The organism is Scopulibacillus darangshiensis (assembly GCF_004341035.1).
Lineage (GTDB): Bacteria > Bacillota > Bacilli > Bacillales > Sporolactobacillaceae > Scopulibacillus > Scopulibacillus darangshiensis.
Map to the genome: position 1 here is coordinate 1 of NZ_SLXK01000010.1, position 23,100 is coordinate 23,100.

Annotated in this window: 27 protein-coding genes and 3 pseudogenes; 22 read left to right on the plus strand and 8 right to left on the minus strand. The window is 40.4% G+C overall.

Translation table 11 applies throughout. From position 1 onward, the window contains the following. Positions 1 to 92 precede the first annotated feature (92 nt). Positions 93 to 311, minus strand: a pseudogene (locus tag EV207_RS08595) (LysE family translocator); the annotation flags it as partial. Positions 312 to 414: 103 nt separating this feature from the next. On the opposite strand from EV207_RS08595, the gene EV207_RS23430 reads away from it, so the two are divergent. The 4 genes from EV207_RS23430 to EV207_RS08610 all read left to right on the plus strand — a co-directional run bounded on the left by EV207_RS23430 (position 415) and on the right by EV207_RS08610 (position 1,940). Continuing rightward, on the plus strand, positions 415 to 519 hold the full coding sequence (locus EV207_RS23430; RefSeq protein WP_243646998.1) for a DUF692 domain-containing protein: 105 nt from the start codon (positions 415 to 417) through the stop codon (positions 517 to 519). A 114-nt stretch (positions 520 to 633) separates the two neighbouring features. Continuing rightward, positions 634 to 825 (plus strand): hypothetical protein, encoded by a 192-nt coding sequence (locus tag EV207_RS08600; protein WP_132745716.1) that lies wholly within the window; start codon positions 634 to 636, stop codon positions 823 to 825. Between the two features lie 33 nt (positions 826 to 858). Further along, positions 859 to 1,422 (plus strand): histidine phosphatase family protein, encoded by a 564-nt coding sequence (locus EV207_RS08605; RefSeq protein ID WP_132745718.1) that lies wholly within the window; start codon positions 859 to 861, stop codon positions 1,420 to 1,422. Positions 1,423 to 1,469: 47 nt separating this feature from the next. Continuing rightward, on the plus strand, positions 1,470 to 1,940 hold the full coding sequence (locus EV207_RS08610; RefSeq protein WP_132745720.1) for a GNAT family N-acetyltransferase: 471 nt from the start codon (positions 1,470 to 1,472) through the stop codon (positions 1,938 to 1,940). 57 nt (positions 1,941 to 1,997) lie between these two features. Here EV207_RS08610 and EV207_RS23890 read toward each other — a convergent pair whose 3' ends face one another. After that, positions 1,998 to 2,162 (minus strand): NUDIX hydrolase, encoded by a 165-nt coding sequence (locus EV207_RS23890; RefSeq protein ID WP_132745722.1) that lies wholly within the window; start codon positions 2,160 to 2,162, stop codon positions 1,998 to 2,000. Between the two features lie 232 nt (positions 2,163 to 2,394). Between EV207_RS23890 and EV207_RS23710 the strand changes: the two genes are divergently transcribed. The 4 genes and pseudogenes from EV207_RS23710 (at position 2,395) to EV207_RS08630 (ending at position 5,091) form a co-directional block, all read left to right on the plus strand. Further along, positions 2,395 to 2,517, plus strand: a complete 123-nt coding sequence (locus EV207_RS23710) for a hypothetical protein (RefSeq protein WP_279389183.1) — start codon at positions 2,395 to 2,397, stop codon at positions 2,515 to 2,517. Between the two features lie 56 nt (positions 2,518 to 2,573). Next, positions 2,574 to 3,628 (plus strand): annotated as a pseudogene (locus EV207_RS08620) (bifunctional transcriptional activator/DNA repair enzyme AdaA). 68 nt (positions 3,629 to 3,696) lie between these two features. Then, positions 3,697 to 4,518, plus strand: a complete 822-nt coding sequence (locus tag EV207_RS08625) for an alpha/beta fold hydrolase (RefSeq protein WP_132745724.1) — start codon at positions 3,697 to 3,699, stop codon at positions 4,516 to 4,518. 6 nt (positions 4,519 to 4,524) lie between these two features. After that, positions 4,525 to 5,091: a class I SAM-dependent methyltransferase gene (locus EV207_RS08630; protein WP_132745726.1), complete on the plus strand. Its 567-nt coding sequence runs from the start codon at positions 4,525 to 4,527 to the stop codon at positions 5,089 to 5,091. A gap of 24 nt (positions 5,092 to 5,115) precedes the next feature. On the opposite strand, the gene EV207_RS08635 is transcribed toward EV207_RS08630, so the two are convergent. Continuing rightward, entirely contained in the window at positions 5,116 to 5,733 is a 618-nt protein-coding gene (locus EV207_RS08635) for a LysE/ArgO family amino acid transporter (protein ID WP_132745728.1), read from the minus strand. A gap of 167 nt (positions 5,734 to 5,900) precedes the next feature. On the opposite strand from EV207_RS08635, the gene EV207_RS08640 reads away from it, so the two are divergent. After that, entirely contained in the window at positions 5,901 to 6,440 is a 540-nt protein-coding gene (locus tag EV207_RS08640) for a DinB family protein (RefSeq protein ID WP_132745730.1), read from the plus strand. 64 nt (positions 6,441 to 6,504) lie between these two features. On the opposite strand, the gene EV207_RS08645 is transcribed toward EV207_RS08640, so the two are convergent. Then, entirely contained in the window at positions 6,505 to 6,930 is a 426-nt protein-coding gene (locus EV207_RS08645) for an FAD-dependent monooxygenase (RefSeq protein ID WP_132745732.1), read from the minus strand. A 364-nt stretch (positions 6,931 to 7,294) separates the two neighbouring features. Between EV207_RS08645 and EV207_RS08650 the strand changes: the two genes are divergently transcribed. From EV207_RS08650 to EV207_RS08660, 3 genes are all read left to right on the plus strand, one after another. Further along, positions 7,295 to 7,771 (plus strand): DinB family protein, encoded by a 477-nt coding sequence (locus EV207_RS08650; RefSeq protein ID WP_132745734.1) that lies wholly within the window; start codon positions 7,295 to 7,297, stop codon positions 7,769 to 7,771. Between the two features lie 152 nt (positions 7,772 to 7,923). Continuing rightward, positions 7,924 to 8,775 (plus strand): VOC family protein, encoded by an 852-nt coding sequence (locus EV207_RS08655; protein ID WP_132745848.1) that lies wholly within the window; start codon positions 7,924 to 7,926, stop codon positions 8,773 to 8,775. Between the two features lie 19 nt (positions 8,776 to 8,794). Then, the gene (locus EV207_RS08660) at positions 8,795 to 9,583 is read left to right on the plus strand and encodes a PhzF family phenazine biosynthesis protein (protein WP_132745736.1); all 789 of its coding nucleotides are present in this window, start codon (positions 8,795 to 8,797) and stop codon (positions 9,581 to 9,583) included. A gap of 119 nt (positions 9,584 to 9,702) precedes the next feature. On the opposite strand, the gene EV207_RS08665 is transcribed toward EV207_RS08660, so the two are convergent. Then, complete coding sequence (locus tag EV207_RS08665) at positions 9,703 to 10,896, minus strand: styrene monooxygenase/indole monooxygenase family protein (protein WP_132745738.1); 1,194 nt, start codon at positions 10,894 to 10,896, stop codon at positions 9,703 to 9,705. Between the two features lie 151 nt (positions 10,897 to 11,047). Between EV207_RS08665 and EV207_RS08670 the strand changes: the two genes are divergently transcribed. From EV207_RS08670 to EV207_RS08690, 5 genes and pseudogenes are all read left to right on the plus strand, one after another. Next, positions 11,048 to 11,965 carry an aldo/keto reductase gene (locus tag EV207_RS08670; protein ID WP_132745740.1) on the plus strand — a complete coding sequence of 306 codons (918 nt, stop codon included), beginning with the start codon at positions 11,048 to 11,050 and terminating at the stop codon, positions 11,963 to 11,965. A gap of 344 nt (positions 11,966 to 12,309) precedes the next feature. Then, positions 12,310 to 12,954, plus strand: a pseudogene (locus EV207_RS08675) (transglycosylase domain-containing protein). 131 nt (positions 12,955 to 13,085) lie between these two features. Next, a complete protein-coding gene (locus EV207_RS08680; protein ID WP_165886879.1) occupies positions 13,086 to 13,634 on the plus strand; it encodes an RNA polymerase sigma factor in 549 nt (182 codons plus the stop codon). Next, entirely contained in the window at positions 13,627 to 14,319 is a 693-nt protein-coding gene (locus tag EV207_RS08685) for a response regulator transcription factor (RefSeq protein WP_132745744.1), read from the plus strand. Before EV207_RS08680 ends, EV207_RS08685 begins: the two co-directional genes overlap by 8 nt. Further along, positions 14,297 to 16,495 (plus strand): sensor histidine kinase, encoded by a 2,199-nt coding sequence (locus EV207_RS08690; protein ID WP_132745746.1) that lies wholly within the window; start codon positions 14,297 to 14,299, stop codon positions 16,493 to 16,495. The genes EV207_RS08685 and EV207_RS08690 overlap by 23 nt, the downstream gene beginning before the upstream one ends. 48 nt (positions 16,496 to 16,543) lie before the next feature. On the opposite strand, the gene EV207_RS08695 is transcribed toward EV207_RS08690, so the two are convergent. Together EV207_RS08695 and EV207_RS08700 are read right to left on the minus strand one after the other, a co-directional pair. Beyond that, a complete protein-coding gene (locus EV207_RS08695) occupies positions 16,544 to 17,479 on the minus strand; it encodes an aldo/keto reductase (RefSeq protein WP_132745748.1) in 936 nt (311 codons plus the stop codon). A gap of 98 nt (positions 17,480 to 17,577) precedes the next feature. Continuing rightward, a complete protein-coding gene (locus tag EV207_RS08700; protein WP_132745750.1) occupies positions 17,578 to 18,462 on the minus strand; it encodes an AraC family transcriptional regulator in 885 nt (294 codons plus the stop codon). Positions 18,463 to 18,576: 114 nt separating this feature from the next. Here EV207_RS08700 and EV207_RS08705 point away from each other — a divergent pair, with 114 nt between their 5' ends. The 4 genes from EV207_RS08705 (at position 18,577) to EV207_RS08720 (ending at position 21,470) form a co-directional block, all read left to right on the plus strand. Continuing rightward, positions 18,577 to 19,482 (plus strand): EamA family transporter, encoded by a 906-nt coding sequence (locus EV207_RS08705; protein WP_132745752.1) that lies wholly within the window; start codon positions 18,577 to 18,579, stop codon positions 19,480 to 19,482. 58 nt (positions 19,483 to 19,540) lie between these two features. Continuing rightward, on the plus strand, positions 19,541 to 20,164 hold the full coding sequence (locus EV207_RS08710; RefSeq protein ID WP_132745754.1) for an FMN-binding negative transcriptional regulator: 624 nt from the start codon (positions 19,541 to 19,543) through the stop codon (positions 20,162 to 20,164). 194 nt (positions 20,165 to 20,358) lie between these two features. After that, positions 20,359 to 20,586 carry a hypothetical protein gene (locus EV207_RS08715; protein ID WP_132745756.1) on the plus strand — a complete coding sequence of 76 codons (228 nt, stop codon included), beginning with the start codon at positions 20,359 to 20,361 and terminating at the stop codon, positions 20,584 to 20,586. 65 nt (positions 20,587 to 20,651) lie between these two features. Next, the gene (locus EV207_RS08720) at positions 20,652 to 21,470 is read left to right on the plus strand and encodes an MBL fold metallo-hydrolase (protein WP_132745758.1); all 819 of its coding nucleotides are present in this window, start codon (positions 20,652 to 20,654) and stop codon (positions 21,468 to 21,470) included. 31 nt (positions 21,471 to 21,501) lie between these two features. Here the strand turns inward: EV207_RS08720 and EV207_RS08725 are convergent, their stop codons facing one another. Beyond that, the gene (locus tag EV207_RS08725; RefSeq protein ID WP_132745849.1) at positions 21,502 to 22,050 is read right to left on the minus strand and encodes a flavodoxin family protein; all 549 of its coding nucleotides are present in this window, start codon (positions 22,048 to 22,050) and stop codon (positions 21,502 to 21,504) included. 142 nt (positions 22,051 to 22,192) lie between these two features. On the opposite strand from EV207_RS08725, the gene EV207_RS08730 reads away from it, so the two are divergent. After that, positions 22,193 to 23,092, plus strand: a complete 900-nt coding sequence (locus EV207_RS08730; RefSeq protein ID WP_132745760.1) for a LysR family transcriptional regulator — start codon at positions 22,193 to 22,195, stop codon at positions 23,090 to 23,092. Positions 23,093 to 23,100: the final 8 nt, after the last annotated feature.

Genomic DNA, 23,100 nt, shown 5'->3' on the forward strand with positions numbered 1-23,100 from the left:
GAAAAACACCTTCAAATTCCGAAATAAATGAAGGCGTTTGCCAATTTTCATCCAAATTGCTTCTTCGGTTAGTCCTATGAATAATCCGGGTTAAAAATGGAAAACAAAAAGGCTGACTTTACAATGATGGCTGAAAGACCTACAACAGCGGCGAGGGTATGGATCAGGAGCGCAGAACAAATCCCCAATGTAGTTTTAAGCCCTCCCTTTCTTCCCAATGTTAAAGTGTTTTTTGTTGCAATAACGTTATCTGGTCCGGGTAATAAGATCAAAAGAACAGACATAAGAACAAATAGGTAAAAGTGGCCCATGGTATTAACCGCCTTTCAAGGATGATGGGTACAGCTAAAGTAATAAATACAATTTAACATAAAAAGAGTGGTCCTTAATAGAACGAATTTAGGGGGTTACATCGTGGCTTTCCGTGCAATCATTGAGCCGGAGGTGATCACTGAATTTGTCAAGGAAACAAAATGCGGACTCTTACTGGATATAGCACATGCCCAGATGACAGTATAGTATTTAGAAACGAGTGTCTATGATTATCTAAAAGGATTTCCGCTTGATCATCTGTGCGAGTTACACATAACCGGAATACAATCCGATGGTAATAGGTTAAGGGATAGCATGCCTGTGGCACCTGATGATTTTATACTCGCGGAATGGGTGACAACAAAAGTGAAAAATGGATATATTCCTGAACCATGGGTGGCCGCATTAGAATATGGCGGTGTAGGGCCGATATTTGAGTGGCGGAGTGATATAAATGTCCTCGAACAACAAGTGCCTAGGTTATTTGAATTGAACCATGGTGGAAGGAATTAATCCAAAGGTCGGTTGATTATAGGAGGTGGCCTATTGAGTACAAACCTTTATTTTGTGCGTCATGCCCATTCTACATATACACCAGATGAATTAGGAAGGCCGTTATCAGAAAAGGGTTTCCAGGATGCCAATAGGGTTACTAAGTTGTTAAGTTATAAACACATTGATCATGTTATTTCAAGTCCCTATTTAAGGGCTAGGCAAACTGTTGAAGGGTTGGCGGATTCTGTAGGCAAAGACATTAAAATAATAGAGGGATTTAAAGAAAGAAAGTTACAAGATGGATCCGCGGGGAATTTTGAAGAAGCGGTCAAGAAAGTTTGGAGTGACTATTCCTTTGCTTGGGAGGGCGGGGAATCGAATCTAGAGGCTCAGAAAAGGGGTATAGTCGCCACTGAATGGGTACTGAAGCAATTTAAAGGATCTAATGTTGCGATCGGAACGCATGGCAACATCATGGTTCTTATCATGAATTATTATGAGAAACAATATGATTATGAATTTTGGAAGCAGCTTGCCATGCCGGATATTTATAAACTGTCTTTTGATGGTGATAAATTAATAGGATGTAAAAAGATATGGAATCACCAACGATAAAAAGAATAAAAAATAAGCAAAATCAAAAGAAAAAAGGATGTTAAGACATGAAAATACGCACAGTTAAAGCTTCTGACTATAACGACATCATACCTGTCATCAACGATTGGTGGAGCGGGCGGCAAATGGCTGATATGCTGCCAAAATTATTTTTTGTCCATTTTTCAAATACAAGCTTCATTGCAGAACAGGATGGGAAGATCATCGGGTTTTTAATCGGCTTCCTCTCGCAAACCTATCAACAAGAGGCATACATTCACTTCGCCGGTGTTCATCCTGAATATAGGAAACAGGACATTGGAAAACGGCTGTATAATACATTTTTCAATGTTGTTCAGGAACATGGACGCCATATTGTTCGTTGTGTCACGTCACCGGTAAACAAGACATCTATTGCTTACCATACCGAGATGGGTTTTGAAATTGAAAATGGGGATAAAAGTGTGGACGGCCTGCCTATAGGCTCCAATTACGACGGTCCAAATCAGGAAAGGGTATTGTTTATTAAAAGGCTTTAAGAAGGGCGCAGCAAGGTGACTTTTGAAGAAGCAGCTAATAACATCCACAGATTATTGCTAAAGGAGAGAATTTAATGGGCCGACGTCAACAATATAACCGGCCTCTTCCATGACTTCTCTTTTGACACCATCAATCGGTGACTCACCATGTTCAAGATGTCCGCCTGGCAAAGTCCAATTTCCGGATCCATAATTTATTTTCTTGCATAAAATTCTTTCCATTTCATCAAATATAGCGGCAAATTGGTCCTGTTATTCAGCGCTAAAATAGTAGAACAACTAGAATGGTCGTCAAATGATGAAATTGAACAGATAGCCTTTTTTGAGCAAAATAGCCTTCCTGCTCGGATCCATGAGTGGAATGTAAAAAGAATCAATGATGCTTATCAAAATAAAGTCAGCCATTTATACATTTTTAATAAGGAATAATCTACCTTTCTGCTAGGAGGAAACAGTGAATAGAATAGATGTTATTCGCAAAGAAGAAAAGACATATCACGATTATTGCTATGATGCCATCACATTTGTTGTTCAAAAAAAATATCAATGCCTGAATTTCGGCGGCAGAATGTTATGAACACGCTATACTAGGAAAATGAATAGCATTCCCGGGCTTAGTATAGGAGGAAAAGCATGATAACAGTCGAAAATAAAAAGGAATTTTATCAAGCTTTAATTGATAAAAAGCCGGAATACGAAGGGATCTTTTTTGTAGGAGTCAAGACAACAGGGGTGTTTTGCCGTCCAACGTGTCCTGCCAGGAAACCTAAATATGAGAATTGTGAATTTTACGAAACCGCAGAGCAAGCGCTTCTAGCCTCATATCGACCTTGCAAACGCTGTCAGCCGCTCTCACATCCTAACCATGTCTCGGAGCTGGTCCAAAAGCTTGTCAGGGCGGTAGAAGAGAATCCGGAAAAGAGATGGAAAGACAAGGATTTTCAAGAACTATCGGTGGATGCTTCAACAGCGCGCCGTCAATTCAAAAAGCGATTAGGCATGACGTTTGTTGAATACGCCCGTGCTCGGCGGATGGGGCTTGCCATGAAACAAATCAGAGCGGGCCAAGCCGTGATTGATGCCCAGCTTTCAACAGGATATGAATCCAGCAGCGGCTTTAGAGATGCCTTTTCGCGGATAATGGGTGCGGCACCTGCGCGCGCTGGGCAAAGTAAGATTCTTAAGGCATCATGGCTTGATACACGTCTTGGGCCTATGATAGCCATAGCGGATGAAGATGAGCTGTACTTATTAGAATTTGTGGATCGCCGCGGTCTGGAACGAGAAGTAGAAAGGCTTCGACAGAGAACAAAATCTGCTGTCATACCGGGGTATACAAAACCGATTCGTTCAATTGAGAATGAATTAAGCGATTATTATAAAGGTGAGTTAAAAGCTTTTAATACACCGATTGTTTTAATTGGATCCCTTTTCAAAAGGGTGTCTGGGAAGAGTTAAAGAAAATTCCTCCAGGTGAAACAAGGTCTTACGCTGAACTTGCCGCTGCTATTGGGAACCCATCAGCTTATAGAGCTATTGCTCGGGCAAACGGTGCAAATCAGCTTGCGATTATTATCCCGTGTCACCGTGTCATTAACACGAATGGAGAACTTGGCGGCTACGGCGGCGGACTTGCCCGTAAGAAATGGCTGATCAATTACGAAAAACAGGGAGGATTAACACAATGAACCATTTAGAACGCGCTGAATTATTAAAAAGTCTCCATTTCAATGAATTAGTATGGGGAGGTTAGAGCATGCCATATTGCCAAGTTAAAAAAGCCAATATTTATTATGAAGAATACGGGATCGGAAAGCCGATTATAATGATTCATGGCTTTACCCCCGATCATAGATTAATGACCGGCTGCATGGAGCCAGTTTTTAAAGAAAGAAAAGGGTGGAGACGAATCTATATCGATCTTCCGGGCATGGGACAAACAAAAGATTACGAACAAATCAATAACACAGATGAAATGCTGGATGCGGTATTGGATCTTATTGATACCCTTATTCCAAATCAAACCTTTTTAATTGCTGGGGAATCTTATGGGGGTTACTTAACAAGGGGAATCATCGCAAAACATCATGAACAGGTCGAAGGTGTCGTGTTAATTTGCCCTATGATTTTACCTGAGAAGGAAGATCGGACACTTCCAAACCATTATATCATTGAAAAAGATGACGACTTTCTATCCCATTTAACTAAAGAGGAAGCAGAAGATTTTAGCTCCATGCATGTTATTCTGAATGAATATATCTGGCATAGGTATCAGGACGAAATATTATCCGGTTGCAAGATAGCTGACGAAGCCTTCTTATCTAAGATTAAAAAGCAATACGGTTTCTCATTTAGTATAGATGAGATTGTATTTGAGAAACCAAGCGTTTTCCTAGTTGGCAGACAAGATGCTTCGGTTGGATATAAAGATGCGTTTGCGATTCTGGATAAGTTTCCAAGAGCAATGTTTGCTGTTTTAGATAAGGCTGGACATAATCTGCAAATAGAGCAGCCTAACATTTTTCATTCCATGATTAATGAGTGGTTAGATAGAGTGGAAAGCCATGGCAGGTGTTGAAAAGTGATGAATCAAAAAGATATCAAGGTCGTTATTGGGGCGGGAGAATATCGCAACAACCCAGGTTGGATCCATACCAAAGAAGAAGAGCTTAATCTGCTTAATAAAGATGACTGGGACCGCATGTTTAAGTACGATGACATCTCGGCCATTTTAGCAGAGCATGTATGGGAGCATCTTTCATTTGAAGATGGCATTAAAGCAGCAAGGATGTGCTATGACTATCTGAGACCTAATGGATATATTCGTTGCGCGGTGCCGGATGGTTTTTTCCCTAATGAAAGTTATCAAAATATAGTAAAGGTTGGCGGCCCGGGTCCGAAAGATCACCCGGCTGCCAGCCATAGGATCGTTTATAATTATAAGACTTTTACCAAGATGTTTCATTCCGCTGGATATGAAGTCAGGTTGCTTGAGTATTTCGATGAAGATGGCCAATTCCGCTGCAATGACTGGAATGGGGCAGATGGTGTGATTTTCCGGTCGAAAAAGTTTGACCCACGAAACCAAGGTGGAAAGCTGCAATTCCCCTCTTTAATTCTTGATGCTATCAAAACGGAAGAGAAAGGGTGATCATCCTAAGCTTGTAATTTTTCTTTAGATAGAGCTGAGGAACTCTTTTCCTATGAAAATAGCAACAAGCCAAATTATGAGGGCAGACATCTTGTTTAACCTGACGATCCATTTACCGGTTGTATCCACTCTTCCCAGTATCCTGCCGGCTATTGCTAAACCAAAGAACCATATCCATGACACGGCAATACAGACCATCGCAAAAACAAATTTATCCAAACCAGTATAACTAATGGAATTTGTACCAATCACCCCAATGGTGTCTATTATGGCGTGAGGATTTAATAAGGATACTGAAGTGGCAAAGGTCACTTGTTTTTTGGCAGACATTCTTTTTCCTGTTGTTTCATCCTTCGAAGGCACAGTTCGCCAGATGGACCAACCCATGTAAACTAAGAAAATAAAACCGATGCCATAAACAATGGTTTGGAGCCAACTAAACGATAAGACAATCACAGAAACACCTATAACAGCCAAGATGATGAGGATTGTATCACAAATAGCTGCCGTGAGGATAACGGGCAGAGCGTTTCTGAAATGTGATTGTAATGCGCCTTGATTAAACACAAAAACATTTTGTGGACCTAAAGGTAAAATAAGGCCAAAGGCTAAAAGAAAACCATGCAAAAATGCTTCAAACACTTTCTAACCTCCTGATATGACGGTCTTTTTCACCGCCCGAAAGTGACCGATAGTTTGTTACAACTTAAGTATAATTCATTTCTTCAGTAAAATGGATATAGTCGAACTAAACCAACATTTTTAAAGGTAAGATAATGATTCCGACAAATGCGAAAGGAAGAATGACGATGTTAAGTGAAATAGGAGAGATATGCAAAATTAAGAAAGTATCGGGGTATAGTCCCCAAATTGGTCATTTGGTTTCAATGATGAATTATGCTAGATTCACAACATTGAATGAGGTAAAAGGGCTGAATATCGATCAGTTGGATTTTATGTATAACGATAACAGTAACTCCATTGGGGCATTGCTATGGCATATAGCCGCAGTGGAATTTGGTTTCCAGACTGAAATTTTTGAAGGCCGAATGCCGAATAGAGAAGAAGTTGAAGAATGGCAAGCTGCTTATGGTCTTGGTGAAATCGGTCGAAACAAAATTAAAGGTAAGTCATTAGAGTTTTATATAAATAAATTAAATGATGTCAGACAAAGAACTCTTGAAGAATTTAAAAAGCTGGAAGACAGCTGGCTATATATTGAAAGGGAATGGGAAGGACACTTGTCAAATAATTATTTTATCTGGTTTCATGTCTTTGAGGATGAACTAAATCACCGCGGTCAAATCAGATGGTTGAGGAAGCGGATGGGTGAATATGAGGAGGGCTGAGAATGGAAAAGCTAAAACCAAGATTGGGTTTAAGGGTCAAAAGCCTTGAAGCATCTACAAACTTTTATACCGATAATTTTAATTGGAAGAAGGAATGTGAGGACACGGAAAAAGGGTTAGTTCGGTTACATGATTGCGAAGGACTAAGCTGATCTGTATTCTCTTGTACTAGCATTTTTAGCATTTCTTTTGCCTTTTTACTATGAAGGCCTTGAGTAAAATCAGCCTGTGCAAGTGTCTTCGCATTAAGAAAACCAAAATTGCCAGCCATTGATCTGCCAGCTTGTTGTATGTTCTGTTCGAGCCCTACTTGCCGCATCAACTCCATAGCACGAATGCGAAGGCCCCGGGCCCGCGGATGAATGGATGTGCCGGAATGCCGTTCAATAACGACATAAGGGATTTGGTGTTCACTAAGGAAAACAGCCATGGATAGACCAACCAATCCGCCTCCGACAATTAAAATAGGCGTTGTTGTTTCTTGTTTCATATGAATCTTCCTCTCTTTCGTTTTAAAAAGAGTAGCATGTTATTGTGAACTGAAGGTGAACGGTTATTCGGTCGGGTAATTATGACAGGAGTCCATGACCGGAAGACAGGGATTCCAATTTCGAATATTATTGCCCGGGAATTATCACAAAGTAAATGGCTGATGTTTCAGCATAGTGCACATTTCCCTTATTTAGATGAAATTGGGCAATTTGTTGCTGAGGTAAACCGATTTTTAAAGAATAATTTGCCCGCTTGTTGAAAAGAAGAAGGGGTTAATTGAAGTAAAGTTGAAATACGAATTATATTGTACAGATGTTTTGAAATAGAGTTAAACTAATTTTAATTTGAAAGGAGTCAAAAAAATGAACACAAATGATTTGCTTATCCTAAATTTTGAAGAGGTTCGCCGCCGTAGTATTGCTATCTGGACATCTATTCCTGAAGAATCATTGGACTTCCAGCCTGATCCCGAGGCAATGTCATGTCAGGAAATGATAAGGCACGTCATTGAAGCGGAGTATCTCTATCACCAAATTTTGAAGAATCATGGGAGTGCCTTTTTAACCAATGTCCATAACCCTTACGAATCCAGAGTATTTACCACGGTTAAGGAAGAACTAGAGTTTGCTATGCCATATCGAAAGGAATTTTTAAATTATGTAAAGTCGCTTAGTAATGAGGACTTAAGCAATATAAAAATAGACCGTTCTGATGCAGGCTATATTCGTTCACTTGGTGATATGCTGCTAAGAATTGCCTATCATGAATCGGTTCATGCTGGACAACTTCTTGATTATTTGCGTACCGCTGGGGTAGATCGAGCTAAAATGTGGGATTAAGTGCCGGCTTTAAAGAGTTAACTTTATCCAAAAGCGTAGTATGGCTTAAGGCTACTTACTTGCCAATAGAAAAAGTTGAAAATATAATTACTTACATAAAGTTAATAACTAATTTATTTTTTGTAATTATAAAAGGAAGGTAAGTGGCTACTATGGAATTTCATTGCGACGGGCACATCTACCCAGGACAAGTTGAATTGAAAGTTGAAAATTTAAAGCGTTCAATTTTATTTTACCAAGAAGTTATTGGGTTTCGAATTCTCGAACAAACGGAAACAAAAGCCTTGCTTACTGCAAATGGACAAACATCTTTGTTAACAATTGAACAACCAGAAAGCGTGATCCAGAAACAGCCACATACAACGGGCTTATATCATTTTGCGCTTTTGCTGCCAAATCGGACTGAATTAGGGAAAATATTAAACCATTTTATCAAACTCGATTTGCCATTAGGCGCATCAGATCATCTTGTAAGCGAAGCACTTTATTTAAATGATCCTGACGGGAATGGCATCGAAATCTATGCTGACCGGCCTGCGGCGACATGGCAATGGGAAAATAATCAAGTTATTATGGTAACCGATCCATTAGACGGCGATAGTCTTCTTAAGGAAGTAGACGGTGAAGACTGGCAGGGACTCCCGGCAGATACGATAATGGGCCATATCCATCTTCATGTATCTGACTTAGCTAAAGATGCCGAATTTTACTGCAAAGGTCTAGGGTTTGATATTGTCAGCAAATACGGCGGTCAGGCACTTTTTATATCAACTGGTGGATACCATCATCATATTGGTTTGAATACATGGGCTGGAGTGGGTGCCCCCAAGCCTTCGGAACATAGTGTTGGATTAAACTGGTATTCTCTAATATATCCAAATGGTGAAGCCATACAAGCAGCTATTACGAGGTTACAAAAGATCGGGGCGGTTGTTAAGAAAGAAAATGGATTCTTTCTTACGAAGGACCCGTCAGGTCATAATATCCGATTGGCTGGATGCTGAAAAAAAAGGAGGAGATTAAATGTCGGTTCGTTTTTATCATATCAATGCATTTGCTAAAGAGCCGTTCTCCGGCAACCCTGCTTGTGTTTTGATTTTAGAAGATCCAAAAAGTGATGCGTGGATGGGGCAAATTGCCAAAGAATTAAATCAACCGGTTAGTGCGTTTGTTTATAAATTGGATAAAGAATATTATTCGCTAAAATGGTTCACACCAACCCACGAGCTTGATTTATGCGGACATGGCACACTTGGGGCTGCTCATATCCTTTGGGAAAAAGGAGTTGTATCCAAGCATACTGCCTTGTCTTTTCAAACGAAATCCGGTTCCCTAGCAGTTGACTATACCACAGAAGGGATTCGAATGCCGTTTCCGGCAGATCCCTCTAGAGCAACTGATTACCCCGAAACTTTAACTAGAGCGTTGAATGTTCCGTTTAAAAATGTGGAGCGGAATCAACAACGTTACATCGTGGAGCTTGAAAATGAGGATAGCGTCAAAGAATTGAAGCCAGACTTTGAATTGTTGGCACAGCTTCCGGTTACCGGAGTCATTGTAACGAGTACATCCTCCAAGTATGATTTTATTTCGAGGTATTTTCCCCCAAGGATAGGCATTAAAGAAGATTATGTAACTGGTTCGGCTCATTGCGGCTTAGCCCCCTATTGGAGCGAGCGGCTTGGTAAACAAAAGCTAAGAGCTTACCAGGCATCAGAGCGCGGTGGAGAAATGAACATTGAACTTAAAGAGAAGGACGTTTACCTAACGGGAAAGGCGATTACTTTAACCGAAGGGGAACTTGTTTTTTAGCACTTTCAACGACTCGCCCATTTACCCGATCCCATCTAAGATAAGAGCTATCTAAGATGGGATCGTGTCGTGAATGCAAATAAAGCCCCCTTTAAAGGGGGCTGCCTGTTCAGTCGCTTCTACTGACTTAATACTCCGTTCTTTTCAAAAAAATCGTTGTAAGCTGTAGTAGGGTGTTCAAACCATTTAGCGATATGGGCAGCAACAGCAGAATCCTCGGCGCCTTGCATAATCATCCCGAGAACATGATCAGGGAGCGGCTTCATCATAGCATTGCTCCACCCGATGACGTGTGTTACATAAGGCTTAATACGCTCCCAGTATTTTTCCGCTGTCGCCTCGTTCCATCCGGAATCGAGGTCTTCAATAAGAGATAAAAAGAGCTGCTCTGTCACGAATGATGCAGTATTGTCACCTTGTCCGGTAATCGGGTCATTTAGTATCACGCTGTCACCGCACCCTATGACGGTTTTGCCGTTAACGGTGCAATAGGGGAGGTGAACCTTTGGCCGGATAGCGGTGCGGATAAAGGCTTGTTCATCGCACAAATCCAACACTTCTAAATCCATACGTTCCCTAATTTCCGGGAAAAAGGATTCGGTTAGATCAATCATAGCTGTCTTAAAGTCAATGGCATGCCTGACCCTGTTAAATACATCAAGTTTTCCACCAGGGATGGCTTCAACAAATAATACCGTCGTCTGGCCATGTTCCGTGTATGCGGGAATTTCAAAGAGCTCACCTTCCCCCGGAATGATATGGGCAATGATTCCGGCGGGTTCCGCATGCCGGACGCCATGAAAATAACCGGCTGAGCATTTTCGTAACGGCGACTTGGGCTGTTCGAAGCCTCTATTCAGCTGGAACGGGGCGACAGGACCTGAACGGCCGGTGCAATCCACTATAAGGTCATATGACTCAGCCAATTGCGTGAGCTGATCCGCTGTTACTTTTTGATAGACAAAATGAACACCTTTTTGTTCTAAATCATTCATGCACTCTGAGAAATAGAGCCGCTGATCAACCGATTGAGCATGGTTGTCAAGATGGCCTGAGAAAAGTGTTTTCCCGCCTACTGAAATGTGAACCGTATGTAACTTTTTTGCTTCCTGCCAATTGGGCATATGGTAGCGTTCTTCCCTTGTCAATGCAGGTGAGAAGTGGACCTGTGTTGATCGCACCCTGCCGCTGCGAATCTCCTCAGCTGTTTCTTTAGTAAAAATGGTCACCTCAAAATAAGGTTTGCTTAGCAACTCATAAGCTAAATGAATACCTGCAGTCCCGCAACCTAAAATCGCGATTTTCTTATTCAATGAAGCTCCTCCTTGAATTTATTGTTTTTTAAATTATATCCCGACGGTCCTCAAGCGTTAATAGGGCGTATGAACGAAATAAGACGGATCAGACTCGCTATCAACCTATCAATGTTAAAATAGAATCATAACACGTGAGAGAGGTGTTCTTTTGAAAAAATTAAGATTAGGCAGCAGTAATTTGGAAGTTGGGGAAATTTCACTAGGCTGTATGCGGATGAACAGTCTGTCGAAAAAGGATGCAGCCTATGTGATTGACAACGCCATAGCATCCGGAGTGGATTTGTTCGACCATGCGGATATCTATGGCGGCGGAAAATCTGAAGAGGTTTTTGCTGACGCGATTGAAATGAACCCTTCTGTTCGGGAAAAAATCATTCTTCAGACAAAATGCGGCATTCGTGATAGTTTTTTCGATTTTTCCAAAGAACATATTCTTCAATCGGTCGAAGGCAGCCTGAAGCGGTTAAAAACAGAATATATCGATATTTTACTGCTTCACCGGCCGGATGCCTTGATGGAACCCGAAGAAGTGGCCGAAGCCTTCTCCTATCTGAAGAAAAGCGGTAAAGTGCATTATTTTGGCGTGAGTAATCAAAATCCGATGCAAATTGAATTATTGAAAAAGTATTTGAAGGAAGACTTGATTGTCAATCAGCTGCAATTCAGCATCATGCACACGCCGATGGTGGATGCAGGATTAAATGTCAACATGCGGCATGATCCGGCGACCGTCCGTGACAGCAGTGTAATCGAATACAGCCGGTTGAACGATATGACCATTCAAGCATGGTCACCGTTCCAATACGGGATGATAAAGGGGCCATTTGTTGGTAACGATGATTTCCCTGAAGTTAACAGCAAGCTGCAAGAACTTGCCGAGGAAAAAGGCGTGACGGAATCTGCTATTGCCATTGCTTGGATTTTACGACACCCGGCGAGAATGCTTCCTATTGTCGGGACGATGAACCCAGGACGCTTAACAGACATTGTGAAAGCAACCGAAGTTGATTTAACTAGAAAAGAATGGTACAACCTCTATTTGGCGGCAGGAAATGAGTTGCCATAAAATATCAATAAATGAGAGAGTCCCAAGAGCTATAAGCTTTTGGGACTCTCTTTTTTTAAAAAGGGGTCTGACCCCCAGGGGTCAGACCCCTTATTTTTCTTCCTTACAAAATTGTAAGGATCAGGCGATGGAATGAAAGGTTAATCGATTTTTAAGAGGCGTTTCCCTTCTTATAATAAAGGTATAGATGTAATAGGTTTCTTATTGGATTACTTTAAGGAGGCAACAAATAAATGAGTTTATCATATTTAATAGACGATACGAGAACACGGAAACGACAAGAAGTGAAAGAAAAACGCAGAAGGTTGCGAGTGAAACGCTATGCTGTTCTTTTTTCGGTATTAATGATTTTGTGTTTAGCTTGCCTTTCAGCAGTAACCATTACCGGAAATGCCTTGATTGATGAGAAGAAAATTGAACAATTGCAGCATCCGGCTAAATCCGACAGCCATGCTTATGTTCCGATTCAACAAATGCCCGATTATGTATGGGAAGCGTTTATAGCTATAGAGGATCAGCGGTATATGTCCCACTTCGGTGTTGACCCGATTGGTTTAGTAAGGGCGGCATGGACTGATATAAAAGAGGGGACATTTGCCCAAGGTGGGAGCACGATAACCATGCAGCTTGCCAGGAATTTGTATTTGTCCATTGATAAGACGATCACACGCAAGTTCAAGGAAATGATCATTGCCGTTAATCTTGAACGGAAATATTCGAAGAAAGAAATTCTTGAAATGTATTAGAATGATATTTATTTTGGTCATGGAAAATACGGTATTGAACAGGCTGCAGAATTCTATTTTGGAAAAACTGTGCGAAAAGGCAATGGCAAGAACACCATCACTTTGAAGGAAGCGGCAATGCTGGCTTCGCTTCCAAAAGCTCCTGAATATTATTCACCAATTAAATATCCAAAAAAAGCGAAAGAACGACAAGAGGTTGTTATCCATAAAATGGTTGATATGGGATTTATAATAGGGGTCTGACCCCTGGGGGTCAGACCCCTATAAACCTTAAGAAAATCTTAAGGTTTATAGTCACTAGATGTTAAGAAATGGTGTCTACAATAAAGATAACTCGGGATGATCTGATATACTTTTTGAAAGAGGGATTACAAATGATGACGGCCGAAGTCATAGAAACAGAAAGTCATTCATCTAGCTTTGAAGCTTTTGTTTCTTATTATCACAAACCATTACTAAATTATCTTGAACGGATTTTACACGATCCTGCTAAAGCCGAAGATATTATACAAGAGACATTTCTTAAATTTTTGCTTCAGATTAAATATAAACAAACACCAGACAATGTGAGGGCTTGGTTATTTCGGGTTGCTACCAACCTTTGCCGGGATTATTGGCGAAGTGCGGGCTACCGAAGAGAAAAGCAGCTTCTCGATCAGCTGCCGGAACAAAAGGACAGATGCGCTCAGGCAGCCGAATTTTACGAGCGCGCAGAAACCCGCATGGAAATGTTTCAGCTTCTAAGCGAACTTTCGGAAGCACACCGGAAAATCATTATTTTACGATTTTACAATGATATGAAATTACAAGACATCGCGGCGGTTATGGGATGCCCGGTCGGTACCATCAAATCGCGGCTGTTCCATGCTTTGCGTTACTTAAAGAACCGTATGGAAGAAGAGGGGAGAAGAGGATTTGGATAATTTCACTGTTTTAGTAGTCGATGATGAGAAAGAAATTCGGGACGCCATTGAAATCTATCTAAAGAATGAAGGGATCACCGTAATAAAAGCCCATGACGGAATTGAAGCGATTGAAAAATTGAATGAAAATGACATCCATCTGATAATATTAGACATCATGATGCCGAGGCTTGATGGGATCGCGACGACGTTTCGCATTCGTGATGATAAGGATATCCCTATCATCATTCTCAGTGCCAAGGGAGAGGATACTGACAAAATTCTTGGTTTGCAGATTGGCGCCGATGATTACGTCACAAAACCCTTTAACCCTCTTGAACTCATTGCCAGGGTGAAGTCGCAGCTAAGGCGATATGTGACGTTTGGTACATATGAAGGGAAAGACAAACTAATTAATCTCAACGGCTTGACGCTTGACCAATCAGCAAAAGAAGTGACAGTTAACGGTGAATCTGTGAAATTAACACCGATCGAATATAAGATTGTCGAATTGCTCATGACAAATGCCGGCCGCGTCTTCTCCATCACGGATATTTACGAACGGGTCTGGAATGAACCAAGTTATAATGCTGAAAATACAGTAGCGGTTCATATCCGGAAAATACGTGAAAAAATTGAGATCAATCCAAAAAATCCGAAGTACTTAAAGGTGGTGTGGGGCATTGGATACAAAATGGAAAAATAGTTTGGTTGTTTTGATATGGCTCATCCTATTAACATTCGGAATAAGCGGTATTCTGTCATTAATAACACAGGGTAGTCAATATATTGGCAGTTATTATCAAACACCCCGCTTTGATAACGACTTAAACCAATTTATTGGGGGTTTGCAAACATATGAATTAGATGCAATGACGAAGGAGGAAGCGATAGATGCCATACATGTTACGGAAGATGATATTAATACATACCGTAATATCCACTATGGTGACCTGCCAACCCAGCTTTCCGTCATTAAGGATAATTATAAGCAAAAAATCACAGACGCCGAGGCGGAAAATAATAAGGATGCAGTAAAAAAATTAAAAGCGGCAAGAACTAAGAAATTAAAAGATATTACTGAGATCTTCAAAAACGATGAGCTCATCAAAAAGAAAATTAAGAAAAATAAAGCAGGGCAGATTAATGCCTATTATAGTAATTTAAACAATCAGTATCCGCTATTCAACAGGTACAAACAGGATTTTAAATATTATTTAAAAGACACGAAGACTGGCAAGGTTTACACGAACTTAAAATCAACACAAGACCCCGATAAGTATTTTAAAAAGGATATGGTTTTCATTCGAAGTTACCCTTCTGCAAATTATGGCTATCTTTCTGTTGACAACGGATCGAAGTATGGCAATGGGGAGCTTATGCATATTATTAACCAAACGCCTAGAAACTTTGAGGGCACGATTGCTGTGCCAAAGTCTTTGCCGGCTGACAGCATCGTTATGGAAGGTTACCATACCTATCATAAAGGGCAAGTTATATTTTTTATCTACACAATCAGTAGTATCGTCGCTTTGGTTTTAAGCTTGTTGTTATTAAGGACATCATCAGTTATTGAATATAGGTCTAACATTAAAGAAAAATGGCAGCCCATATATAATCGCATCCCTCTTGACGCATGTCTGCTCATTTTTATTGTTACGATCGTCATCATTTTACAGGCATTGACAATGAGTATGGATTATTACTCATATATAGACCCTTTTGCCGTTTTTCTGCAAATCATCATTCCGGCCATTATTGTCGCACTCACTTTAATCCAGATCATCCTTTTAAAAGGCAGACTAAAAGGGATTGGGCATCCTGAAATAGAATGGCAGAAGAGTCTTGTGCGCAGATCATTTAAGGGTATTAGGGAAGCCTTTTTTACCAGAAATTTTGGCTTTCAATCGATTCTTGTCTTAGGTGTTATCTTTGCATCGGGATTTGGGCTAACCGTCGTTTTATTATACCCTCAGACCTTCTTTATTTATATACCGTTATTTATCATTGTAACCATCCCTACTCTTGTAATCACCACAAGGTGGATTGGACGATTCAATAGAATGATTGATCATACATCGGAGCTGATCAAAGGGAAGAGCCAGCCAGATTTGCCGGCTAAAGGCCATTCAGCAATAGCCATACTTTCAGGTAATATTAACAGGCTAAAGCAGGGTGTGCGGGTGTCGCAAGAAAAGCAGGTAAAAAGCGAACGATTAAAAACGGAGTTGATCACAAATGTCAGCCACGACCTGCGCACACCTTTAACATCAATTATTACCTACACTGAACTTCTGAAAACACCTGAGCTGTTAGATGATGATCGCAGCGCTTATATCGACATCATCGATCGCAAATCCAAACGGCTAAAGGTCCTTATCGATGATTTATTCGAGGCTTCTAAGATGGCCAGCGGCAATATTGACCTTGTTAAAGATAAAGTAGATATCAATCAACTGCTGGAGCAAGGGCTTGCTGAAAATGATGAATCTATAAGTGATTCAACGCTGCAATTTCGTGTGACAAAACCTGATTCACCTGTCATTTGTTTTGCCGACGGTCAAAAATTATGGCGCGTTTTTGATAATTTGATTGGCAACATTCTGAAATACGCATTAGAAGGGACACGAGTATTTATTGCCGTCAAAACAGTTAACAGCCAGGCAGTGATTACTTTTAAAAACATAACAAAATATGAGCTGAGCGAAAATATTGATGAGCTTTTTGAACGGTTTAAACGCGGTGACACATCGCGTCATACGGAAGGGTCTGGGCTTGGGCTCGCCATCGCAAAGTCGATTATTGATCTGCATGATGGCACCATGGATATCGAAGTGGATGGTGATTTATTTAAAGTAACGATTACGCTTGATTTGTCGTAAAGATGAAAAGGATGAAGGCTGCCCGGCAGCGCTTCATCCTTTTCTATCTTATGGCTGGAAAATCCGGCTGATTTTCTCTACGTCCTCGTTTGTCAGTTCCACATCAAGTGTCTTAAGATTTTTCACAACTTGCTCTGGCTTTTTGGCCCCTGGGATCAGCACATCAATGGCATCTCGGGTTAAATACCAAGCAAGCACGACATGGGCGATTTCAGCCCCTTTTTCGTTGGCAATCTCGCGCAGTTCATCAACCTTTTCTAAATTGCGTTCGAAGGCTTCACCTTGGAACAACGGGTTTTTAGCCCGGCCATCATCAAAGGTTGTTTTTTTATTGTATTTTCCGCCAAGGAGCCCGGCCGCAAGCGGAAAGTAAGGGATAAATGAAATATTATGTTCCTTTGTAAAAGGCAAAATTTCTTTCTCCGCTTCCCGTTTGAATAGGTTGTATTCTGATTGCAGGACATCGACATAACCATCCTGATTCGCTTCTTTTAATTGATCAATCGAAAAGTTAGAGACACCGATCGCTCTGATTTTCCCTTGATCTTTCAATTCTTTCAAAGCACCGACGGCTTCCGCTTTTGGCGTGTCTTCATCTGGAAAGTGAATGTAAAACAAATCAATATAGTCGGTTTGCAGCCGTTTTAGGCTTCCATCGACGGCTTGTTTTAGAAATGCTGGTGAATTGTCAAATACAACATCGCCACCAACAAACTTGTGGGCGCCTTTGGTAGCAATAACGGTTTCTTTCCTCATCTTTTCTTCCTTTAAAACGTCACCGACGAGTTCTTCTGACCGCTCCGGCCCGTATATAAAGGCTGTATCCAGGAAATTAATGCCGTGAGCTAAAGCAGTCCGCACGACATCTTTACCGGTTTCTTCACTTAAGTTTGGGTAGATATTGTGCCCGCCGACAGCATTTGTCCCAAGACCAATAGGATTCACATATAAATCAGATTTGCCGATTTGAGTTTGTTCCGCCATGTTGTCATTCACTCCTTATTCCGATTTAGTATCATCATAACAAAATGTCCATCACGGTTAGAAATAATTTGATTAAGCCCCTACAAATCATTCATTTATTAAAGACTGTCCATTTTATATTTTTTATAAGCTAATGGTGTCATGTCCATTGCTTTTCGGAATTTATCAATAAAATAGCTTGTACTATTAAATCCAACTTGGTAGGCAACTTCCGTAACATTGGATTCCGCTTGTTGCAGCAAGACTAAACTTTTTTGAATGCGATAATCAATGACATAACCGAGCGGCGTTGTTTGTAACATGCGTTTGAAATAGCGGCAGCATTCAGATCGGCTCAATTGACCCGCTCTTGCAATATTGTCTAACATAATTTTCTCAGCATAATGCAGGTGTATCCAATTTAACATTTGCTTCATTCGATGGCTCTTTAACATTTCCGTCTGATCGTATTCTAATTGAAAGCCATTAATGACTAGGTTTTGCCAAATTAACGTTAGCTGCAATGTAAGATTAATTTCATAGTAAAGTGATTTTTGCTGAATCAGTTGATTTATATTTTTGATGGCATCCAATATGTTTTTCCCCCAATCCACATTTGCACCCAGGTGAAGATAAGGTAAATTGGTTGCCTGAATATAGGGATATACATAGGTTGTATAAAGTTCTTGCGACAGAATAAAACGCGGAGAAACATTTAAACAAATATAGACACAGCCTGAATTGTTCATATCTTCCGCCAGATGCAAGCAGCCGCTATTTATAAATAAGCCGTCTCCTTTTTGAACCGCCAGTTTTTCTTCATTTATTTGAAAGATTGCTTCCCCTTTTACAATTAGGACAAATTGAATTTCATCGTGCCAATGAAGTGGTATATAGCCATGGATATTGTGATCAATTGTTGTTTCGTAACAAGCAATCGGTAACACAACTGTACGATGCTTGGTGAGCTCCTTTAAGCTTTGATCGACCACAAAGTTTTTCAATTGCAAGAGATCACCTCAATATATTTATACTTTACTATTCAATATGAGTATTTTTAAAACAAATTTCCCCTTATTATAACACTATAATTATATTTAGAAGGTGGAGAATCAATCATGAATGGACCTAATAGAAAAACAGGGTTATTCCTCGTTATAACAGGAGCGATATTTTGGGGTATTGGCGGCACAGTGGCGCAAAAACTCTTTCAACAATATGCCATCAATGTTAATTGGCTTGTAACGGTTAGATTACTCATAGCAGGATTTTTACTCTTAACAGTTCAATTTTTTGGTAAAGATCGTTCTCAGATACTTGGTGTTTGGAAAAAGAGAAGGACGGCTGTCCAACTGATTATTTTCGGGGTATTTGGCATGCTTGCGGTCCAATACACGTATATGGCATCTATTAAATATGGTAATGCTGCTATTGCCACGTTATTACAATATTTAGCACCCGCAATGATTATCATTTATTTAATTTTACGTAAACAAACTGTTCTGACCGGGCGAGATTTGGCAACTGTTTCACTTGCTTTAGCTGGTTGCTTCTTCTTATTAACTAACGGCTCCATTTCTGGGCTATCTGTGCCGACATCTGCCATTGTTTGGGGTGTTTTATCTGGCGTAGCGTTAGCATTTTATACCTTATATGCCGTTCCTCTCCTTAAGCAATACGATTCCCTTGTCATTGTTGGCTGGGCGATGATTATCGGTGGTTTTGCATTAAGCTTTATACATCCGCCTTGGCAAGTCAACCTTGCAACCCTTACGCTGGAAGCTTATTTGTACTTAGTATTCGTCATCATATTTGGGACGATGATCGCATTTTGGTTTTATATCGAAAGTTTACAAAGTCTTTTACCTAAGGAAACAAGTCTTCTAGGCAGTTTGGAGCCGCTTGCAGCTGTTTTGACAACGGTCTTTTGGTTAAAAGAACCTTTTGGACATTTTCAATGGGGTGGTACGGCTTGTATCATTGGGATGATTTTATTATTGGCATTGGATAAAAAAACGTCTTAATGAAAATGGATATATTTATACCAATCGAATAATTATGAAGGGATGGAGGAGATTCGATATGTACATTCCAAAACACTTTATGATAAAAGATGAAGAGGAAGCTTATAACATTATTAAAGAACATAGTTTTGCTACACTGTTTTCCCAGCACAACGGGGAGCCATTCGCAACGCATTTGCCTCTAATATTAAATAGGGAAGAAGGTTTATTATACGGGCATTTTGCTCGTCCGAACCCCCAATGGCGAGACATAGAGGATCAAAACGTACTTGCCGTCTTTCATGGACCTCATGCCTATATCTCTTCATCTTGGTATGAAACTACTAAATCAGTGCCGACATGGAGCTATGTGGCGGTCCACGTAACAGGGCGAGTTAAAATAGTAGAGAACGAGGAGGAGTTAATCGGTTACCTTCATGATTTGGTACAGGCATATGAAGAACCGGACAGTTCCTATAATTTAGAAGAAATAGACCCAAGCTTCATTAGTGGGATGTCTAAAGGAATTGTTGGCTTTAAAATAAACATTGATAAAATGGAAGGGAAGTATAAATTAAGTCAGAACCATTCTTCGGAACGGAGAAAACGTGTCATTGACCAACTCGAACAAATTCCAGGTGAGGACGCCAAGCAAATTGCAAAACTTATGAAGGAGAATCTTGGTAACAAAAAAGTGAAGTAATATGAATTAAAAAATGTTAGAGTTTTTACCGAACGCACATTCCCTTTTGGTTTGAGTTTTGCTATAATAAAAGCTATAATAATTTTAATTATTCCCCATAATCCATCCTTCATAACTTAGACATTTTTTAATTCCTAAAGGGATGTGGTAATACTATGAATTCTGAACCTTCACCAATGATGAAGATGGTGTAGTTGAGGATTAAAGACTATGGATTTGTCAATCAGGCGTTCATTAAAGGCTATAATGGGTTTGAATCAGAAATGAAGAGAGTTCCTGATATTGTAAAATCCTTCTATCAATATGATACGGCCGTTATGCTGACATTGTTGTTTTACACCGAGTTAAACGATAAAAGACAAGGCGAATTGGCGAAAGATCGTCTTTTGGCACTCTATAAAACTATTAAACTGGCACTATAGTATATTTATAATTGGCAATATTATAATATAAAAGTTGAAACAGATATAAGAAGGGATGGAAATGAATGCAACATTATGTTTGTGTGACTTGCGGAACGCAATATCCTTCGACGCAAGAGCCGCCAGCTGAATGCACGATTTGCAATGAAGAACGGCAATACGTGGGCCCGAATGGTCAAGTTTGGACGACATTAGAAGACATGCGGCAAAGCGGTGAATGCCATAATGATATTCTTCATGAGGAAGAAGGGCTCTACAGCATAACAACCAAGCCAAGTTTTGCTATCGGCCAAACGGCTTACCTCATCCAAGGTCAGTCATTCAATCTCTTATGCGATTGCATAACTTATATCGATGATACAACAATCGAGGCTATCAAGAAGTTAGGTGGCGCCGACGCGATCGCCTTATCACACCCTCACTATTATTCCGCACAGGTAGAATGGGCTGAGGCGCTGGATGCGCCAATTTATATCCATGAAGATGACAAAGAATGGGTGATGAGGCCGAGCGACAAAATTAAGTTCTGGTCTGGTGAAGTACTTGAATTAAGTGAAGATCTCACTCTGCATCGCTTAGGCGGTCATTTTAAAGGCGGATCGGTTGTACATTGGGATAATAAGAAGAATGGCACTCTTTTTACAGGTGATATCATTCAGGTTGTCGCGGATCGTGGGTGGGTAAGTTTTATGTATAGCTACCCTAATAGCATCCCGCTGCCAGCTGAGAAAGTCGAAGATATAGCAAATAGGGTAAAGGATTTGACCTTCGATCGCTTATACGGTGCCTTTCATAGAGTTATTAAAGAGAATGCAAATGAGTCGGTCCAAAAATCCGCCAAGCGCTACATTGATGCTATCAAAGGGAAGTTATTTACAACATAGAAATAGGATGAACATTCCGTTCATCCTCTCATCATCCTTCATAGGCTTTTAATTTGTTATTCAATTGCTGAGCTGCAAGTATTGCTGCCTCATCCTGCCTTATATCTCCCGGTTTATTTCCCTCACCAAGAACATAGCCGTCAAAGGACATTCCCATAAAATCAAAAATGTGCTGAAATTGCTGGATCAGTGGTAACCCTTTCACATAAGGATTATCTCCCCCTACAGCAATGACAAACGCCTTTTTGGCAGACATTGATGCCTTGAAATTGGAGTAATTTGTATCCCTTAATGACTGTGACCAGCGATCGATGAAATTTTTCATAGTGCCTGACATGCTGTACCAATAGATCGGCGTAACGAATATTAGGATGTCATGCTGTAAAATTCGGTCAATGATTGAATTGTAATCATCGCCTATATTCTGAAAGCCCCCAAGTATATGGCGCTGGTCAACAATAGAATGGATGCTATAATCCCTGAGATATATTTTTTCCGCTGCTAATTCTTGAACGGCATAATGCGCTAACATTTCAGTATTCCCTTCGCGTGTCCCTCCATAAATGATGCCGATCGTCATCATGATCATTCCCTTCTAACCCATGGTATTTTAATAACCAACTTGTTGTTTGATTACATCTATCTTATTATGGAATCATAAATCAATAAAGATGATAAATTTGATATTATAAATCGGAAATATCGATTAAGGGGCGGTGGTTATGGAAATAAAGCAATTGATGACGTTTAAAACAGCTGCAGAAAATTTGAATTTTACGAAGACAGCAAAGATCTTAAACTTTGCTCAATCCAGTGTTACCGCACAGATAAAGGCTCTTGAAGCTGAAATTGGAGCACCATTATTTGAACGCCTAGGAAAACGATTAGTTTTAACGGAGGCAGGAAATAAGTATAAATTATATGCTGATAAGATGGTCAGGCTTAGTGATGAGGCTAAAATGGCGGTTAATGGGGTAGAGGAACCGGCAGGCACCCTCACAATAGGTGCCCAAGAAAGTCAATGCACATATCGGCTCCCGCCTATACTAAAAGCGTTCAAGACGAAGTTTCCGCGTGTTAAACTCGTCTTTAAGCCTGCCCATTCCGATGAAAAGGCAAGAGAGCATCTTATGGAAGGACTGCTTGATGTTGCTTTCATTATGGACATATGCAAACCTGAAGGGGCGTTAAAAATTGAGCCTCTTGTCAAGGATGACATAAAAATGGTTGCCCCGCCTTCGCATCCGTTAGTGGCTAAACCTGAAGTTTTCCCTAAGGACCTTGAACAGGAAACGCTTTTACTCACAGAAATTGGCTGTTCTTACCGGTCTATTTTCGAAGGGTTCCTTCATTCATCTGAGGTGTACCCTTTGGATAAAATAGAATTCGTCAGCATAGAGGCCATAAAGCAATGTGTCATTGCCGGGCTTGGCATTGCTTTGCTGCCGGCTATTGTTGTGGAAGAAGATATCAAGATCGGACGCATGAAAGAGATAGCCTGGAAACATCGGGAACCACCAATTTTCACTCAAATTGCTTGGCACAAAGATAAATGGATGACACCGCCTTTAGAGGCTTTTATAGATTTAACCCGAAAAATATTTATCGAAGGAAAGGCTTAATAAACCCA

Excerpts from the sequence above, each read along its gene's own strand:
- EV207_RS08610 (WP_132745720.1), top strand. The coding sequence starts at position 1,470 with ATGAAAATACGCACAGTTAAAGCTTCTGACTATAACGACATCATACCT.
- EV207_RS23890 (WP_132745722.1), bottom strand. The coding sequence starts at position 2,162 with ATGGAAAGAATTTTATGCAAGAAAATAAATTATGGATCCGGAAATTGG.
- EV207_RS08625 (WP_132745724.1), top strand. The coding sequence starts at position 3,697 with ATGCCATATTGCCAAGTTAAAAAAGCCAATATTTATTATGAAGAATAC.
- EV207_RS08630 (WP_132745726.1), top strand. The coding sequence starts at position 4,525 with ATGAATCAAAAAGATATCAAGGTCGTTATTGGGGCGGGAGAATATCGC.
- EV207_RS08640 (WP_132745730.1), top strand. The coding sequence starts at position 5,901 with ATGTTAAGTGAAATAGGAGAGATATGCAAAATTAAGAAAGTATCGGGG.
- EV207_RS08645 (WP_132745732.1), bottom strand. The coding sequence starts at position 6,930 with ATGAAACAAGAAACAACAACGCCTATTTTAATTGTCGGAGGCGGATTG.
- EV207_RS08650 (WP_132745734.1), top strand. The coding sequence starts at position 7,295 with ATGAACACAAATGATTTGCTTATCCTAAATTTTGAAGAGGTTCGCCGC.
- EV207_RS08655 (WP_132745848.1), top strand. The coding sequence starts at position 7,924 with ATGGAATTTCATTGCGACGGGCACATCTACCCAGGACAAGTTGAATTG.
- EV207_RS08660 (WP_132745736.1), top strand. The coding sequence starts at position 8,795 with ATGTCGGTTCGTTTTTATCATATCAATGCATTTGCTAAAGAGCCGTTC.
- EV207_RS08680 (WP_165886879.1), top strand. The coding sequence starts at position 13,086 with ATGATGACGGCCGAAGTCATAGAAACAGAAAGTCATTCATCTAGCTTT.
- EV207_RS08695 (WP_132745748.1), bottom strand. The coding sequence starts at position 17,479 with ATGGCGGAACAAACTCAAATCGGCAAATCTGATTTATATGTGAATCCT.
- EV207_RS08705 (WP_132745752.1), top strand. The coding sequence starts at position 18,577 with ATGAATGGACCTAATAGAAAAACAGGGTTATTCCTCGTTATAACAGGA.
- EV207_RS08710 (WP_132745754.1), top strand. The coding sequence starts at position 19,541 with ATGTACATTCCAAAACACTTTATGATAAAAGATGAAGAGGAAGCTTAT.
- EV207_RS08720 (WP_132745758.1), top strand. The coding sequence starts at position 20,652 with ATGCAACATTATGTTTGTGTGACTTGCGGAACGCAATATCCTTCGACG.
- EV207_RS08725 (WP_132745849.1), bottom strand. The coding sequence starts at position 22,050 with ATGACGATCGGCATCATTTATGGAGGGACACGCGAAGGGAATACTGAA.
- EV207_RS08730 (WP_132745760.1), top strand. The coding sequence starts at position 22,193 with ATGGAAATAAAGCAATTGATGACGTTTAAAACAGCTGCAGAAAATTTG.